Consider the following 17,623-nt stretch of genomic DNA (forward strand, 5'->3'; position numbering starts at 1 on the left):
GGTCATGACCGAAACCTCCGACCAGGCGACCCGATACGTGGCCGCCATCGACCAGGGAACGACCTCCAGCCGCTGCATCGTCTTCGACTCCGACGGGTCGATCGTGGCGCTCGACCAGCGCGAGCACCGCCAGATCTTCCCCAAGCCGGGCTGGGTGGAGCACGACGCCACCGAGATCTGGGCCAAGGTGCAGGCCGTGGTGGCCGGTGCGCTCGCCAAGGCCCGGCTGCGCCCGGACCAGCTCAGCGCGCTCGGCATCACCAACCAGCGCGAGACCACCGTGCTGTGGGACCGCACCACCGGCCGCCCGGTGCACAACGCGATCGTGTGGCAGGACACCCGCACCGCCGCGCTGTGCGACCGGCTCGGCGGCCAGGACGGCCAGGACCGCTTCCGCGAGTCCACCGGACTGCCGCTGGCCAGCTACTTCTCCGGCCCCAAGGCGGCCTGGCTGCTGGACAACGTGCCGGGGCTGCGCCGCCGCGCGGAGAACGGCGAGATCGCCTTCGGCACCATCGACTCCTGGCTGATCTGGAACCTGACGGGCGGCACGGAGGGCGGCGTCCACGTCACGGACGTCACCAACGCGAGCCGCACGATGCTGATGAACCTGGAGTCGCTGGAGTGGGACCCGGCGATCCTCGCCGCGATGAACGTCCCCGAGGCCGTCCTCCCGGAGATCCGCTCCTCCTCCGAGGTGTACGGCACGGCGGTCGGCCAGCTGGGCGGCGTGCCCGTGGCCTCGGCCCTCGGCGACCAGCAGGCCGCGATCTTCGGCCAGGCCTGCTACGGGACGGGCGACGCCAAGAACACCTACGGGACGGGCAGCTTCCTGCTGCTCAACACCGGGAACCGGCCCGTGCCGTCGAAGAACGGACTGCTCACCACGATGGGCTACCGGCTGGGCGGGGAGGCGCCGGTCTACTGCCTGGAGGGGTCGATCGCCATCACCGGCGCCCTGGTGCAGTGGTTCCGCGACAGCCTCGGCATCATCTCCGCGGCGGACGAGATCGAGGCGCTCGCGGCGAGCGTGCCGGACAACGGGGGCGCGTACATCGTCCCCGCCTTCTCCGGGCTCTTCGCCCCGTACTGGCGCTCCGACGCGCGCGGCGTGGTCACCGGCCTGACCCGGTACGTCACCAAGGCGCACCTGGCGCGTGCGGTGCTGGAGGCGACCAGCTGGCAGACCCGCGAGGTCGTCGACGCGATGTACCAGGACTCCGGCGTGCACATCACCGGGCTCAAGGTCGACGGCGGCATGACGTCCAACAACCTGCTGATGCAGCACCAGGCGGACGTGCTGGGCGTCCCGGTGGTGCGGCCGCGGATCTCGGAGACCACGGCGCTGGGCGCGGCCTACGCCGCGGGGCTCGCCACCGGCGTGTGGGACGGGCTGGACACGCTCAAGGCGCACTGGCAGAAGGACGCCGAGTGGCAGCCGCGGATGGACGAGAAGACCCGTGAGAAGGAGTACCGCCGCTGGAAGAAGGCGGTCGAACGGAGCTTCGGCTGGCAGGACGAGGACGAGGACGACGGCCCCGCACCGGCGGCCGGGGGCTGACCGGCCCGCCGCCTACGGCCGCGGCGCGCGGCTCAGTTGGCGGCGGCCGCCCGCCGGTCGCCGGCCACCTGGGCCGCGTGCTCGACCACGGTGATGAGCACCTTCTTGGCCGAGGCGCGGTCCCGCGCGTCGCACGTCACCAGCGGCACCTCGGGGTCGAGGTCGAGTGCGTCGCGCACCGTCTCGGCAGGATGCCGCTCGGCCCCGTCGAAGACATTGACGGCCACGGCGAAGGGGATGCCGCGGCGCTCGAAGTAGTCGATCGCCGAGAAGCAGTCCTCCAGGCGCCGGGTGTCCGCGAGGACGACCGCCCCCAGGGCGCCCTGCGCCAGCTCGTCCCACAGGAACCAGAAACGGTCCTGGCCCGGCGTGCCGAACAGGTAGAGCACGAGGTCGTCGCGGAGGGTGATCCGGCCGAAGTCCATGGCCACGGTGGTGGTGCGCTTGGCCTCGACGCCCGCGGTGTCATCGACGGGCCGGCCCACCTCGCTGAGCGTCTCCTCGGTGCGCAGCGGGCGGATCTCGCTGACCGCGCCGACGAGCGTGGTCTTGCCCACGCCGAAGCCGCCTGCCACCAGGATCTTCAGCGTGACGGGCTCGACGGGGGAGGGACGGCGTTCAGAGCGTCCGAAGGCCATGGCTCACTCCTCCGGTCGTGCCGTTTACACAGGTCAGAGGCATCCTGGGTCCTAGGGACTGCGTCGGGCGATCAGCTGTGGCAGTGGAACATTACTACGATCCGACCGGACAACTACCAGCGGTCCCCGGGCCGTTACCCGCCCGCGGGCCCACCCGGCGACCGCGGGACCCCTCGTGGCGGACCCTCAGGCCGTGCACCGGGGGACGTCGCGGGCGCCGGGTGACGGTCCCGGGCTGGTTCAGAGCGCGCGCAGGCGGTCGATCACGTCGCGCAGCAGCCCCGCGTCGGGCAGCTCCGCCGGTGGGACGGGCCGGCTGACGTGGACCAGCCCGGACTCCAGGACGTCGCCGATGAGCACCCGGACGACGCCCACGGGCAGGTCGAGGTCGGCCGCCAGCTCGGCGACCGACATCGGCTGCTCCCGGCACAGTTCGACGATGTCGAGGTGCTCGGGCGACAGGGTGCGGTCGACGTCGGCGTCGTCGTCCGCGCTGCGCGACTCGGCGACCACCAGGGCGATCAGGTCGAGCCGGGCTTCCGCGGCGTGGCTGGTACGGCCGCGTGTCATGGCGTACGGCCGCACCACGGGCCCGGCGTCGTCGTCGTACCAGCGGTCCGCTTCGGAAGTCATGACGTCCTCGTCACACCGCCCGCGCCGCGTCATCGTCGTCGTCGGTCCGCGGGGCGGTCGCGAGGTGCACGCCGACCCGCTTCACCAGCAGCGCCATCTCGTAGGCGACCTGGCCGACGTCGGAGTCGGCGTCGGCCAGCACGGCCAGGCAGCTGCCGTCACCCGCGGCGGTGACGAACAGGAAGGCCTCGTCCAGCTCCACGAGGGTCTGCCGGACCTTGCCGGCCTCGAAGTGCCGACCGACGCCCTTGGCGAGGCTGTGGAAGCCGGAAGCGACGGCGGCGAGGTGCTCGGCGTCCTCACGGGTCAGGCCCTCGGACGCGCCGGTGGCCAGGCCGTCGCTGGAGAGCACCAGCGCCTTGCGGATGCTGGCCACGCGGCCGACGAGTTCGTCGAGAAGCCAGCTGAGCTCGCGGGTCGGGCTCGATGGTGCGGTCATGGACCGTTCCCCTCCGTGGTGGATCTGGTTGCGCTGTCGCCCCCTCGCTCCGCCGGGGTGGTTCCCGGGCGGTCGGTGGGGCGGACGTCGTCGGTGCCGTCGGTGCCGAGGTCGTCGGCGGTGTCCGCGCGGCCACGCAGCCATCCTCGCTGCAGTGAGGCCATGCGGTCGCGCACCTCCTCGGGCGAGCGCTCGTGCCCGCCGTCGTCGTCCGCGCCGCCGGTGGCGGCGCCACGGGTCTGGGTGGTGGAGTCGCTGCGCAGCTGCGGGGCGAGGCTGGCCTGGCGGACCCGGCGGGGCAGTCCCGCGCCGGCGGGCTCCTCCTGCGGTGCGGGGTCGGCGGGCCTCGGCGCCTCGCCGACCGGCCGGCCGTTCTCGGCGACCAGGACCGGGGTGCGGCGGCGACGCGGCAGGACCGTGGGCGCGTCCCCCGGTACCGCGTCGGGAGCGGCCGTCAGCGCCGGCGTCCCCACGGTCTCCGGCACCTGCGGCCGGTGCTCGCGCGGCTCGTCGTCCGGCTCCGGGACCAGGCCCCACTGACGGAAGCTGTGCTCGGTGGCGGCCGACATCGGTGCGACCCGCGGCTCGTCCGCCTCGGCCGGCGCCGGAGCCTCCACGACGGCCGCCACGGCGGTCCCGTCGCGGGTCTCGTCGAGGGTGTCGTCGAGGGGCTCGTCCGGCTGGTCCTCGCCGGGCTCGGTGAGGAGCGACGCCGGGACGAACACCACGGCCGTGGTGCCGCCGTACGGGGACTGGCGCAGCGAGACGCGGACGCCCTGGCGCTGGGCCAGCCGGCTGACGACGAACAGCCCGAGCCGGTCGGTGTCGGAGAGCTCGAACTCGGGGGTCTCGGCGAGGCGGAGGTTCGCCTCCAGCATGGCGTCGGGGGTGAGTCCGAGGCCGCGGTCGTCGATCTCCAGGACGAAGCCGTTGGCGACGGACTCGCCGTGCACCTGGACGCTGGTGTGCGGCGGCGAGAACACGGTGGCGTTCTCGATGAGTTCGGCGATGAGGTGGGTGAGGTCGGCGACGCCGTGACCGGTGACGGCGAGCCGCGGCAGCCGGCGCACGTCGACCCGCTCGTAGTCCTCGACCTCGGCGACGGCCGCCCGCACCACGTCCATCAGCTGCACCGGCTTGCGCCACTGCCGGGACGGCACGGCGCCGGAGAGGATCACCAGGCCCTCGGCGTGGCGGCGCATGCGGGTGGTCATGTGGTCGAGGCGGAAGAGGTCCGCGAGTTCCTGCGGGTCCTCGGTGCGCCGCTCCATGGCGTCCAGCAGGGTGAGCTGGCGGTGCAGCAGCACCTGGCTGCGACGGGCGAGGTTGACGAAGACCTCGGAGACGCCGCGGCGCATCTCGGACTGGCGCACGGCGGCCTCGACGGCCGCCCGTTGCAGGGTGTTGACGGCCTTGCCGACCTGGCCGACCTCGTCGTCGGGGTAGTCCAGCCGCGGCGCCTCGGTCTCGACGTCGACCTCCTCGCCCGCGGCGAGACGGCGCATGACGCGCGGCAGCCGGGTGCCGGAGACCTCCTGGGCCTCCTTGCGGAGCCGGGACAGGTCTCGGATCAGGCTGCGGCCGACGCGTATGGAGACGAAGACGGAGGCGACGACCGCGATCAGACCGAGGCCACCGGCGACCGCGGCGGTGGCGACCAGCCGCATGCCGATCGGTTCGGCACGCTTCTTGTGCAGGTCGCCCGCCTCGACGCCCAGGCGGTCCAGGTCGGTCAGCGCGGTGGTGGCCGTGGTCTGCCAGGACGCGCGGTCGGCGGCCTGGGGCGCGCCGGACGCGCCCGCGGAGATGACCGCGTCCTCGGCGGCACGCAGGGCGCGGCCGGAGGGCCCCGCCCAGTACGCGTCGTAGAGGGCGCGCTCGTCGGCGGTCAGCAGGTGGAGGTTGTCGGCGTAGTAGGCGCGCTGCTCGGCGACGGCGAAGGTGAAGGAGCGCATCTCGGGGGCGCTCATGCGGCCCGCCGCGATGGCCGCCACCATGAGGGCGTCCTCCTGGCTGATCGCCTCGCGGGCCCGGGTGACCTGGATGAGGGCGCGGCCCTGCTTGTCGATGGCGACGTTGTTGAGCGGGTTCAGCGAGTCCAGGAACGCGTAGGCCGGGTCGAAGAGGCCGCTGTAGGCGGCGAAGGCGTCGTTGCGGCCGATGGTGCCCTTGCCGACCTTGTCGCGCAGCGTCTCCAGGCCGCCGAACTCGCTGACGACCAGGTCGAGCCGGCGCAGCGCGTCGGGGGCCAGCCGGCCCCGGTTGGCCCCGGAGGCCGCGTTGCCGCGCAGCCGGGCGATCACCTTGTCCGTCTCGCGCTCGCGGGCGAGCAGGGTGCCACGGGCGTCGGAACGTCGGGGATCGGCCAAGTAGAGCATGGCGGAACGGCGTTCCTGCTGGAGCGCCTGGATGCTGTCCTCGACCGGGTAGCCGAGTGCGTTGACGGTCTGCTCGACGCCGAAGAGGCCCCAGACCTGACGCCCCGTCAGAGTTGCGGCGAAGGCCCAGATGGCCGTGAGGGACACCAGCGGAATGAGCAGCAGTGCCACGATCTTCCGCCGGATCGTCGTACCGCGAAAGCGCATGGCCTCCCCAACGTCAAACCCGGTCAAGGGCTGTCGTGTTCCGACTGCAAACGGCGCGAGCCTACTACTGCCGGATGACCAATCCGAAAGCCCTGCTTCCGCTCTTGCCCCGGGACGACCCGATTCGTACGGATGAACAGCGGGCGCGGCTGGCCGAAATGCACCGCACAGGGAACCCGGGGCGTCTTTCCGTCGTATGACAGGAGGGGAGGGGCGCTCCGGAATGCGGAGGGCATTCATCGGCGGAAACCGGGCAGCCACTCTGGAGTCGGACATCGGGGATCCGGCACCGCATCACCGGTATCCCGCAGGGGAGCAGATTTCATGGACGACCTCGTCGAGGACGCACTGGATCGCGACATTCCGCCGCGGAAGACCCGGCGGCCGTTGTGGGTCGAAGAGCCCGTCGGGCGGCCGCGCATGCCCGACCCGGTGCGCCGGGCGGCCGTGCGGGCCGTGCTCGTCGTCGCACTGACCCTGATCGCCGCGGTGATCGCCATGCTGGGGGCGGCCGGTGAGTCCTGGCTCGCGGCGCCGGCGATGCTCACCGCCATAGCCTTCACCGTCGTCGCCACCTGGGCGGTGCTGGACGTGTGGATCACCCGCCAGGTCTGGAACCAGCGCAACGGCGTGGTGTCCAGCCCGAGCAGCGCGGCCCGCAGGCTGCGCCGCGAACGCCGGCGGGAACGGCGCCGGGCCCGGGCCGGGGCCCGCGGCGCCGCACGGCGCCGGCAGCTGCCCGGCACCGGCGCGCGTACCGCCTGAGGCAGGCGCACCGTCCCGAGGGACCGGACGGCCTTCGGGACGGCGCGCCCGGAGGTCAGCCGCCCTGCGGGGCCGGCTGGTCCGCCGGGCGGCGGAACATCCGCGTCGCCGTGATCTCGCCGTGCACCGGCTCGGACTCCGGGTCCGCGACGGGCAGTCCGGGCCGCAGGTGCTCCTCGACGCTGATGTACTTCAGGCCCGCGCGCAGGTCCGCGTCATTGCGCAGCCGTACGACCAGCGGGAACTCGGCGAGCGCCGTGGTGTCGAACAGACCCGTGGTGTAGATCAGCTGGACGCCCAGCGCGTCGGCGACCGCACGCTGCAGCTCCAGCAGATAGGTGGCGTTGGCGCGGCCGATCGGGTTGTCGAGGAAGAGCGTGCCCGCGTGCCGGTGCCGGTCCCTGCCGCGGTCGTTGCTGCGCAGCGCGGCCATCGTGCAGTACAGCGCGATGGCCGCGGTGAGCAGCTGGCCGCCGGAGAAGACGTCTCCCATCTGCCCGACGGGGACGCGCTCGGCGCGCAGCACGGCGTCCGGCTTGAGGATCTCGACGGCCACCCCCCTGGGTTCGAGGGCGGCCGCGACCCCGCGCAGCAGCAGCGACATGCCGTCCCGGCGCAGGTCGGAGTTCTTGCGGACGGCCGCCCGGGTCGCCTCGTCGATCACGGCGCCGAGCCGCTCGTCGAGCGCCGCGTGGTCCGGGTCGTCGAAGCGGATCCGCAGGAACTCCTGCCCCGACCACTCCCCCAGCCCCTCCGGCAGGCGGGACAGCCGCTGCGCCGACCGCAAGGTGGTCAGCGAGGACTCCACCATGCCGCGCAGCCGGTCCACGATGCTGTCGCGGTTGCGCTCCAGCTGTTCCAGCTCGTCGGTCAGGACGCGCAGCCGCGGCTCGAAGGCGGCGTGCCAGGCCGCCGCGTGCTCGGGCAGCGCGGACGCCGGCAGTTCGCGGATCTGCTGGCGGGCCGGCGTGCGCACCTGCTCGTAGCGGGCGGCGTTGGCGTGCCGTACGAGGACGTCGCAGGCCTCGCGCAGCTGCGACTCGGCCGCCGACAGGTCGGCGGCACAGCCGCGCAGGCTGCGGCGGGTCTCGGCGACGGCGGTCCTGGCCTCCTCCAGGGAGCCGGAGTACGGCTCGGGCTCCTCCTCGCCGTCCTCGGGCTGCCGGTCGCCGTCGCGGAGCAGGTCCCGCAGCAGTGCGGCGAGTTCGTCGAAGCCGCTCGCGGCGTCCTCGGCGGCGCGGTGCGCGCGCACCAGGTCGCCGTGGCCGTCCCGGGCGTGGGCCAGCGCATCGGTGCGGGTGGCCAGTTCGCCGTTGGCTCCGCGCAGCAGCTCCTGGGCGTGCTCGGCGTCGCGGGGCAGCAGTTCCCCGGGGAGCTCGGTGTGCGTCCCGCCGTCCGCCGGAGCGTGCCGCTCGGCCTCGCCGCGCAGCCGGCCGAGCAGTTCGCTCGCGGCGGCGGCGCGGGAGTCCAAGGTGGCCACCAGCTGTTCCGCGCGGGCGGCCGCGGCCTGCCGTGACGGGCCGTCGGCGCCGTCCGGGCCCTCCAGCAGCTGCGCGGCGCGGGTGCGCACCTTGTTGGTGAGGCGCTCCAGTTCGGCGAGCGCGGACTGCTCGGTGCTCTCGGCGCGGGCCTGCTCGGCCCGCAGGTCGGCGCCGACGCCCACCTTCTCGTACACCTGGGAGGCCGCACGGTAGGCCTCGCGCAGGGCGGGCAGCGCGCCGGCCGGCTGCCCGGCGCCGTCCTCGTCCTCCAGGGCCTCGTCGGGGGCGCCGGTGATCTCCGAGCGCTCGGCGCGGAGCACGCGCGCGGTCCGGCGCGCGTCGTCCGCGGCGCGCTGGGCGGCACGGCGGTCTTCGTCGGCGGCGCGCGCCAGGGTCAGACAGGCCTCGGCGCGGGTCTCGGCCTCGACGGCGTCCTCGGCCAGCTCGCGCGTCCTGCGCTGCCAGTTGGCCCGCTCCCGCAGCCGGAAGGCGAGACCGGCGAGCGCGTCGGCGGCCCGCCGGGCCTGCTGCGCCACCTCCTGGCGCTCGTCGCGCAGGGCGGTCGCCGCCGCGGCGGCCTCGTCGGCCTCCACCCGTACGGAGCGTGCCTCGGCGAGCTCCTCGCGGGCGGCCACCGCGGTCTCCCGGGCGGTCTCCACGGCTGCGGCGAGTTCGGCGAGCCGGCCGCTCGGGCAGCCCGAACGCCACGAGGAGAGGCGGGCGGCCAGCGTGCGGTCCTCGGCCAGGCGGGCGGCGAGCCCGCGGATGTCCTCCTCCCGGGCGGTCGCGCGGCCGCGCAGCGCCTGGCGCTCGCCGTCGGCGGCCAGTTCGTCGTGCATGGCCGGGTTGGGCGGGACGAGGAAGAGCTCGGACTCGGTGCCCGCCGGGGGCGGCGGGGCGAGCAGCGCCGCCGCCGTGCCGACCGTGACGGTCGACCGCGGCAGCAGGGCCGCCTGCGCCAGCACCTCGCGGGCCCGCAGGTAGCTCTGGGGGTCGGTGACGACCACGCCGTCCACCAGTTCCGGGCGCGCGGCGAGCACGGCGGCGTGGTCGGCCGGGTCGACGGCCTGGGCCAGGTACCGCCAGCCGGGGAGCGCGGGGATGCCGTGCTCGCCCAGGTGCTCGACGGTGGCGAGGACGTCGGGGCCCGGCGGCAGCAGCCCGCCGTCGCCGAGCGCGGCCAGGATGCGGGCGTCGTCGGCGGCGGCGGTGCGCAGGTCGAACAACTGCCGCTCGGCGGAGGCCACCGCGCCGTCCAGCATCTCCTGCAGCGGCTCCGCGAAGGTGTCGAGTTCGGCCGCGGTCAGCGGGCCCTGCTCGGCGGGACGCCGTCCGGCCCCGGGCGCAGCGCGCCGGGCCGCGGAGGTCTGCGCGGGGATGGCGGGGCCGCGGTCCGCGGCGGTGTCCCCCGCGGTGCCGGCCGCCGGGACGGTGCCGGGGGCCTCCGCGGTCGGCAGGCTGAGCAGTTCGGCCAGGCGCGGCTCGGCCGCGAGGGCGTCCGCGACGCGTGACTCGGCGGAGTGGGCGGCCTCGGCCGCGGCGAGGGCGTCGGCGGCGCGGGCGGCGGACAGTTCGGCGCGCGCGTCGGCGGCGGCGGCCTCCCGGGCCCGGTCACCGGCCCGGCGGGCGGCGTCACGGGCGGCCTCCGCGGCGGTCGCGGCGGCCTTCTCCGCGTCCGAGGCGTCCAGGGCGGCGCGGGCCGGGTCGGCGTCGGGGGCGGAGTCGTCCAGCCAGCCCGTCCGGACCGCCTCGGCGGTCTCCTGCTCGACCTCCGCCAGCCGCTGCACCAGGTGCCCGGACTCGCTGCGCGCGCGCTGCGCCTCCGTCGCGGCGGCGGTGGCGTCGCGGTGCGCCGCCTCGGACTGCGCCTGGAGTCCTGCGGACCGCTCCTCCTCCGCGTCCGCCCGCTCGTCGGCGGTGTCCGCGGCGGCCCGCAGCACGCGGACGAGATCGCCCGCAGCCTTCGCACGGGCAGCGAGTGCGGGCGCGGCGTCCCGTTCCGCCTCGCGGATGGCGGTGGTGACCCGGGCCATGCGGTCGGCTGCGGCCCGGTGCCGCAGCACGATCTCCGCGGCCTGCCAGGCGGACTGCAGCGTCCGGGCGTCGTTGAGTTCGCGGCGCAGCGCGGTGGCGCTCTTCTCGCCGGACGCCAGGGCCAGCGAGGCGTGCCGGTAGGCGAGTTCGGCGGCGACCAGGGCGCTGCGGCCGCGGGCGGCCTCGGCGTCGGTGACGGTGTGCGCGGCACGGGCCGTCTCCTGCGCCAGCTCGGCGGCGCGGCCCCGCTCCTCGCGGGCGCGCGCGGACAGCCTGCGGGCCAGGGCGCGGCTGCGGTGCTCGGACTGGGCGTGGACGCCGCGTGCCCGGTCGCGGGCGGCGGTGGTGTCGACGATGCGGCCGAGCAGTTCCAGAGAGCCCGCCGTGAAGTCGCGTTCCGCGGTGAGTTCGGCCCGGCGGCCCAGCTTGCCCGCGAAGCCGTGCACGAGGTCGGCGAGGCCGTCGGTGTCCCGGGTGTCGGTGACCGCGCGCAGCAGGAGGTCGGTGAAGTCGGAGTCCTTCTTCACCGCGAACAGACCGGCCGCCTCGCCCTCGTCGGCGTTCATCTCCCGCTGGTAGCGGAAGAGTTCGGGGTCGAGACCGAGCTCGCCCAGGTGCTCGTTCCACCGGTCGTGGATCTCCTCCCACACCACTTCCAGGTGCGGGTAGTAGCGTGCGGCGTCGGTCACGGCGTCGCGGAAGCCCTTCATGGTGCGGCGGCGCCCGCGGGCACCCGAGGCGCCCTCGACGGGCGTCCGCACCGCGGTGGACTCGGCGACGGGCAGCGAGTCCAGGCTGAGCCCCGGACCGGGCCGGAAGGAGTACCAGGCCTCGGCGAACTTGCGCGGGTCGGAGGAGACCTGGCGTCCGCGCCACTCGCTGACCTTGCCGACGACGACCAGCTCGCCGGTGACCGTGTGCTGCCACTCCAGGGCGACGTGGCCGCAGTCGTCGGCCAGCAGGAACTTGCGGAGCACGCCGGAGCTGGCCCCGCCCAGGGTGTTGCGGTGACCGGGCAGCATGACCGAGAAGATCAGCTTGAGCAGGACGGACTTGCCGCCGCCGTTCTCCAGGAACAGCACCCCCGCCGGCGCCGGACGGCGCGGCGGGCCGGTCGGCTCGTCCTCGAAGAACTCCGCCTGGGCGGGGGCGGGTTGCGGCACGGGCTCGCCGACTCCGCGCAGGTCCAGCACGGTGTCGGCGTAACGCGCACCGGCGGGCCCGATGGAGTAGAGGCGGACCCGGGACAGCTCGTACATGGGGGGCTCTCGTCGTGGTGGTCTGTGGTCTGTGGTCTGTGGTCGGCGGGTTCGGGTGGATCGGCAGGATCCGGGAGGCGGGTGCGGGGCCGGGTGCGGGGTGCCGCTTCAGGAGTGGAAGGGCAGGCCGGCTCCGGTCACGAGGTCGAGGTCGTCGCCGTCCGCGGCCGGCATCAGGGCCGCCGAGTCGCCGGCCCGGGGCACGATCCCGAGGTCGAGGAGCTCGGCCATGGCGGCGCTGCCCGCCATGTCGCGCACCTGGAGCTGGTAGCGGGCGGTGGTGCGGTAGGTGCCGCCCGACTCGTCACCCGTGCGCTGCAGGAACCCCGAGTCGACGAGGAAGGAGACGGCCTTGCCGACGATGCCGGTGGTGGAGCCCGCCAGGCGCCGGGCGTCCTTGGTGGCGCCGGTGGCGCTGCGGCGCACGTAGACCCGCCAGGCGGCCTCCAGGCCGGGGGCGTCGCTGGCCGGGTCGGTGTTCTCGCCCTGCTCCTCGGCCCGTTCCTCCAGCCTGCGGCAGGCCTGGCGCAGGAAGCCGTCGATGCCGTTGACGGTGACCCGGCCGATGTACGCGTCGTCGGCGAGGTCCTCCGGGCGGGGGAAGGCCATGGCGGCGGTGGCGAGATGGGCGAGGCCGTGCAGGAAGCGGTCGCCCGCGTCGGACGCGGCGCGGCGTGAGTAGTCGCCCATGCGGACGGCGAAGACCGAGTCCTCGCCCGCGGCAAGCGCCATGCCGGCCCGGGGCGAGACCTCCAGCACGACCAGGCCGAGCCCGGCGGCCACGGCGTCGGCCAGCCGCGAGAACAGCGGGTCCTCGCGGTAGCGGCGGAGCAGCTCGGCGTACTCGACGTCGCGCGCGGGCAGCAGCTTCGGCTGGAGACCGAAGGAGACGAGACGGGCGGCGTCCGCGGCGTCGCCCGGCGTGACGGCCGCCGGGCCGGGGGCCGCTGCGGGCGGCTGCGTGCTCTCGCCGTCGCGGTGGTCGCTCACGGGGTCGTCTCCTCGGTACGGATGGTCGGTTCGCTCATCGTCACGCCACCTCGGACCGCTCGGCGGCCATCCCGGCGGCGTCCAGCCTGGCCGTGCCCACGATCAGGTCGGCGCCGCCGAACTCGGGGTCGTCCAGCCCGGTGCCGTCGTCCACGGCGAACAGCAGCCGCTCCTCGCCCTGACGGTAGGCGGTGCCGACCGGCGGGCTGGCGGCGTGCACCGCCAGCAGGGCGACCAGGTAGGGCAGTTCGGGATCGAGGCGGCGCGCCTCGGCGAGCAGCCCGGACAGCCGGCGGGGGGCGTCGTGCGGCAGGTCGAGGAGTTCCAGGGCGGTCTCCAGCTGCTCCTCGCTGAACCGGCTGTCGTCCGGCGTGGCGACGAGGTCGGGCTCGGGCATCTCGGCACCGAGGTGCTCACGCTCCAGCGGCGGGGTGAGCAGGGCGTCCACGAGGTCCGTGACGCGTACCGAGGCGGGGGTGCGCAGGCCCGTGCCGCGGGCGAACCAGGCGTCGGTGACCCGGGTGGCCTGCTCCACTGGGAGCGGCAGGACCGGTGCGACCAGCTGCCCGTACAGGTCGAGCATGCCGACGAGGGCGCCGCCGCGCGGTGCGGCGAAGGCCTGCCGGTCCTGCTCGGCGCGGAAGATCGGCCCCGCCTCCAGCAGCCGGGACTGCAGCTGGGTGTGGCGGCGGATGCAGTCCTTGACGATGTCGACGAGCTCGGCGGCGCGGCGCTTGTGCTCCGGGTCCTCCGACTCGTCCCTGGCCTTGCGGATGTTGGTCAGGATGGCGTTCTCGTGCCGGTAGCGGTCGGCGACGTGGTCGAGGGCCTCGTCGATCATGTCGGGGACGGTGCGGATCCAGTCGACCGCCCGGACGTTGCGGCGGGTGGCGTCCAGGGCGCGGCGCAGCGTCTCGGCGTACTGCACCGTGCGGTAGCGGGCCTGTTCCGCGGCGAGCTGGGCGTCGGCGAGGCGGCCCCGGTTGATCAGCACCTCGAGCTTGACCTCGGCGGCGATCTGGGCGCTGGTCACGTCGGTGTCGAGGGCACCGACGAGCACGTTGACGGCCTCGTCGGTGGTGCGCAGGTAGACGGTGCCGTCGCGGCCCGGTACCTCCTCGATCAGCTTGAAGTCGTAGTCACGGCGGACGTACGCCCCGTCGTGGCCGAAGGTGCCGTAGACGGCGCGGAAGCCGCGGTCGACGCTGCCGACGTTGATCAGGTTCTCCAGGACCCAGCGGCCCACCCGCTCGTGCTCGGCGGCGGGGCGGCCGGGGGCCTGGGCGGCGATGCGCGGCAGCAGGCGGGAGATTATCTGGTCGTGGTCGGCACCGGTGTCGAAGTCCATGTTGAGCGTGACCAGGTCGATGGCGGCCAGGGCCACCTCCGCCATCGCGTACACCGAGTACTCGCCCGCGAGGTTGGCCTTGCGCACGTCGAGGTCGTGCAGCGGCGCGGTGCAGGCCAGGGCCTTGAGCCGGCGGGCCAGGCCCTCGTCCGCGGCCGGCCCCGGCGCGGGCCGGACACCGCCGCTGAGCTGGTGCGGAACGGTCGTGGTCACGACGCACAGACTAGGCGCTCGGACCGACATCATCCCAAACGGCACGGTCCGGGCGGCCCCGCGCCCGGGCCGCCTCAGCCGCCTGCGGCCCCGTAGCCGCCCCCGCCGGGCGTCGCGACGACCAGGACGTCACCGGGCCCGACGTCGGCGGAGTCGACGCCGCCGAGCGGGGTGAGGGAGCCGTCGGCGCGCTCGATCCGGTTCGCGCCCAGGGCGCCGGGCCCGCCGCCGGCCAGGCCGTACGGGGCGACCCGCCGGTGGCCGGACAGCAGGGCGACCGTCATGGGTTCCAGGAAGCGGATGCGACGGACGGCCCCGCGGCCCCCGTGCCACCGGCCGTCGCCGCCGCTGCCGTCGCGCAGGGCGAAGCCCTCGACGCGGACGGGGTAGCGCCACTCGAGGATCTCGGGGTCGGTGAGCCGGGAGTTGGTCATGTGGGTCTGGACGGCGTCGGCGCCGTCGAAGCCCTCGCCCGCCCCGGAACCACTGGCGACGGTCTCGTAGTACTGCACCCGGTCGTTGCCGAAGGTGACGTTGTTCATCGTGCCGGAACCCTCGGCCTGCACGCCGAGCGCGGCGTACAGGGCGCCCGTGACGGCCTGGGAGGTCTCCACGTTGCCTGCCACGGTGGCCGCGGGGTATTCCGGGGCCAGCATCGAGCCCTCGGGGACGCGGACGTCCAGCGGCTTCAGGCAGCCGCTGTTGAGCGGGATGTCGTCGGCGACGAGGGTGCGGAAGACGTAGAGCACGGCGGCCATGACCACGGACCGCGGCGCGTTGAAGTTGCCCTCCTGCTGCGGCGAGGTGCCGGTGAAGTCCAGGACGGCGGAGCGCGCCGCGCGGTCGACGCGGACGGCGACGCGGACGACCGCGCCGTTGTCGGTCTCGTACGCGCAGTCGCCGTCGTGGAGGCCCGCGACGATGCGCCGCACGGACTCCTCGGCGTTGTCCTGCACGTGCCGCATGTAGGCGTGCACGACGTCGAGGCCGAACTGCGCGGTCATGCGCCGCAGCTCGGCGATGCCCTTCTCGTTCGCGGCGACCTGGGCGCGCAGGTCGGCGATGTTGGTGTCCGGGTCGCGCGAGGGGTAGGGGGCGCCGGTGAGCAGGGCGCGGGTCTCCTCCTCGCGCAGGCGGCCGTCGCGCACCAGGAGCCAGTTGTCGAAGAGGACGCCCTCCTCGTGCACGGTGCGGCTGAAGGCGGGCATGGAGCCGGGGGTGAGGCCGCCGATCTCGGCGTGGTGGCCGCGTGAGGCGACGAGGAAGAGCGGGGACCGGCCCTCGTCGTCGAAGACGGGGGTGACGACGGTGACGTCGGGCAGGTGGGTGCCCCCGTGGTAGGGGTCGTTGATCGCGTAGGCGTCGCCCGGGCGCATGGTGCCCTCGTTCCGCCGCAGCACCTCCTTGATGGACTCGCCCATGGAGCCGAGGTGGACGGGGATGTGGGGGGCGTTGGCGATCAGGTTGCCCTCGGGGTCGAACAGGGCGCAGGAGAAGTCCAGGCGTTCCTTGATGTTGACGGAGTGGGCGGTGTTCTCCAGGCGCACCCCCATCTGCTCGGCGATCGACATGAAGAGGTTGTTGAAGATCTCCAGCATCACCGGGTCGACCTCGGTGCCGACCGCCACCCGGCCGGGCCGCGGCCGCACCCGGGTGAGCAGGAGGTGGCCGTGCTCGCCCACCGCGGCCCGCCAGCCGGGGTCGACGACGGTCGTCGCGTCGGCCTCGGCGATCACGGCGGGCCCCTCCACGGTGTCGCCCGGGCGCATCGCGTCCCGGCGGAACAGGGGGCCGGCCTGCCGCCGGCCCTCCGTGTACAGCGACACCTCGGCGGCCGGTCGCAGCGGGCCCTCGCGGGCCGGCGGCTCCACGTGGTGCCGTCCGGGCGCGCCCGCGGAGCCGACGGCCTCGACCGAGACCGCCTCGACGACCAGGGGCTTGTCCATGGTGAAGGCGTACCGGGCGCGGTGGTCGGCGGTGAACGCCTCGCGCATGGCGTCGACCGTGCCCATCGGCACCGGGAGCGACGCGTCGGTGCCCGCGTAGCGGACGTGGACGCGGGTGACGGTCTCGACGGTGTCGTCGGGGACCCCGTCCTCGCGCAGTTGCGCACGGGCCAGCCCCTCGAGCTCGTCGCGGGCCTTGCGCAGCGCGGGCAGCCCGTCCTCGCCGAGTCCGGTCTCCACGGAGCGCTCGCGCATGGCGGTGGCGTCGGCCAGGCCGATCCCGTACGCGGACAGCACACCGGCCAGCGGGGGCACGACGACCGTGTCGACGGACAGGGCGTCGGCGACCGCGCAGGCGTGCTGGCCGCCGGCTCCGCCGAAGCTGGTGAGGGCGTAGCGCGTGATGTCGTGGCCTCGCTGCACGGAGATCTTCTTGACGGCGTTGGCCATGTTCAGGACGGCGATCTCCAGGAAACCCGCGGCGACCTCCTCCGGGGTGCGGCGGTCACCGGTCGCGGCCCCGGACTCCTCGGCGAGGCGCGCGAAACCGGCGCGGACGGCCTCGGTGTCCAGCGGCTGGTCGCCGTCCGGGCCGAACACGGCCGGGAAGTGTGCCGCCTGGACACGGCCGAGCATCACATTGGCGTCGGTCACGGTCAGCGGGCCGCCGCGGCGGTAGCAGGCGGGGCCCGGGTCGGCACCCGCGGAGTCGGGGCCGACGCGGTAGCGCTGCCCGTCGAAGTGGAGGACGGAGCCGCCGCCCGCCGCCACCGTGTGGATGTCCATCATGGGCGCCCGCATCCGTACGCCCGCCACCTGGGTGCCGAGGACGCGTTCCAGCTCGCCCGCCCAGTGGGAGACGTCGGTGGAGGTCCCGCCCATGTCGAAGCCGACGACCCGGTCGAACCCGGCCTGCCGCGACGTGCGGGCCATGCCGACCACTCCCCCGGCCGGGCCGGACAGCACGGCGTCCTTGCCCCGGAAGTGACCGGCCTCGCGGAGCCCGCCGTTGGACTGCATGAACATCAGCCGGACGCCCCGCAGTTCGGCGGCCACCTCGTCCACGTAACGGCGCAGGATCGGCGACAGGTAGGCGTCCACCACGGTGGTGTCGCCGCGCGGGACCAGCTTGATCAGCGGGCTCACCTCGTGGGAACAGCTGATCTGGTCGAACCCGGCCTCGCGGGCCGCCCGCGCGACGGCCTGCTCGTGGGCGGGATGGCGGTAGCCGTGCAGCAGGACGACGGCGACGCTCGTCAGGCCGTCCCGGCGCGCCTGACGCAAGGCCGCTCCGGTGGCGGCCGGGTCGAGGGGGCGGACGACCTCGCCGTGCGCGCCGATGCGTTCGGGGACCTCGATGACGCGCTCGTAGAGCGCCTCGGGGAGGACGATCCGGCGGTCGAAGAGCCGCGGCCGGTTCTGGTACGCGATGCGCAGCGCGTCACGGAAGCCCTCGGTGACGACGAGGACGGTCGGCTCCCCCTTGCGTTCCAGGAGGGCGTTGGTGGCGACCGTGGTGCCCATCTTGACGGCGGAGATCCGGTCGGCGGGCACGGGTTCGCCCGGGTCCAGGCCCAGCATGCGCCGGATGCCCTCGACGGGGGCGTCCCGGTAGCGCCCGGGGTCGTGGGAGAGCAGCTTGCACGTCTCCAGGCCGCCGTCCGGCGCTCTGGCGACGACGTCGGTGAAGGTGCCGCCCCGGTCGATCCAGAACTCCCAGCGTCCGGTCAC

10 protein-coding genes are annotated in these 17,623 nt (G+C 74.6%); 2 read left to right on the top strand and 8 right to left on the bottom strand.

Annotated elements, in window-relative coordinates:
• Positions 1 to 4 precede the first annotated feature (4 nt).
• A complete protein-coding gene (glpK, locus tag AC1VWI_RS09880) occupies positions 5 to 1,561 on the top strand; it encodes a glycerol kinase GlpK (protein WP_499510586.1) in 1,557 nt (518 codons plus the stop codon).
• A gap of 32 nt (positions 1,562 to 1,593) precedes the next feature.
• Here the strand turns inward: glpK and AC1VWI_RS09885 are convergent, their stop codons facing one another.
• From AC1VWI_RS09885 to AC1VWI_RS09900, 4 genes are all read right to left on the bottom strand, one after another.
• Positions 1,594 to 2,199, bottom strand: a complete 606-nt coding sequence (locus AC1VWI_RS09885) for a GTP-binding protein (protein ID WP_499510587.1) — start codon at positions 2,197 to 2,199, stop codon at positions 1,594 to 1,596.
• A 240-nt stretch (positions 2,200 to 2,439) separates the two neighbouring features.
• Positions 2,440 to 2,832: a DUF742 domain-containing protein gene (locus tag AC1VWI_RS09890; RefSeq protein ID WP_499510588.1), complete on the bottom strand. Its 393-nt coding sequence runs from the start codon at positions 2,830 to 2,832 to the stop codon at positions 2,440 to 2,442.
• 10 nt (positions 2,833 to 2,842) lie between these two features.
• On the bottom strand, positions 2,843 to 3,271 hold the full coding sequence (locus AC1VWI_RS09895) for a roadblock/LC7 domain-containing protein (RefSeq protein ID WP_499510589.1): 429 nt from the start codon (positions 3,269 to 3,271) through the stop codon (positions 2,843 to 2,845).
• Positions 3,268 to 5,856, bottom strand: a complete 2,589-nt coding sequence (locus AC1VWI_RS09900; protein WP_499510590.1) for a sensor histidine kinase — start codon at positions 5,854 to 5,856, stop codon at positions 3,268 to 3,270. Before AC1VWI_RS09900 ends, AC1VWI_RS09895 begins: the two co-directional genes overlap by 4 nt.
• Positions 5,857 to 6,180: 324 nt before the next feature.
• Here AC1VWI_RS09900 and AC1VWI_RS09905 point away from each other — a divergent pair, with 324 nt between their 5' ends.
• A complete protein-coding gene (locus AC1VWI_RS09905; protein WP_499510591.1) occupies positions 6,181 to 6,621 on the top strand; it encodes a hypothetical protein in 441 nt (146 codons plus the stop codon).
• 55 nt (positions 6,622 to 6,676) lie between these two features.
• On the opposite strand, the gene AC1VWI_RS09910 is transcribed toward AC1VWI_RS09905, so the two are convergent.
• From AC1VWI_RS09910 to AC1VWI_RS09925, 4 genes are all read right to left on the bottom strand, one after another.
• Complete coding sequence (locus AC1VWI_RS09910; protein WP_499510592.1) at positions 6,677 to 11,395, bottom strand: hypothetical protein; 4,719 nt, start codon at positions 11,393 to 11,395, stop codon at positions 6,677 to 6,679.
• Between the two features lie 108 nt (positions 11,396 to 11,503).
• Positions 11,504 to 12,385: a hypothetical protein gene (locus tag AC1VWI_RS09915; RefSeq protein ID WP_499510593.1), complete on the bottom strand. Its 882-nt coding sequence runs from the start codon at positions 12,383 to 12,385 to the stop codon at positions 11,504 to 11,506.
• Between the two features lie 40 nt (positions 12,386 to 12,425).
• Positions 12,426 to 13,976, bottom strand: a complete 1,551-nt coding sequence (locus tag AC1VWI_RS09920; protein ID WP_499516760.1) for a hypothetical protein — start codon at positions 13,974 to 13,976, stop codon at positions 12,426 to 12,428.
• Between the two features lie 44 nt (positions 13,977 to 14,020).
• Positions 14,021 to 17,623, bottom strand: coding sequence for a hydantoinase B/oxoprolinase family protein (locus AC1VWI_RS09925; RefSeq protein WP_499510594.1), 3,603 nt, complete (start codon positions 17,621 to 17,623; stop codon positions 14,021 to 14,023).

Source organism: Streptomyces sp. TOM-9, from assembly GCF_056858595.1.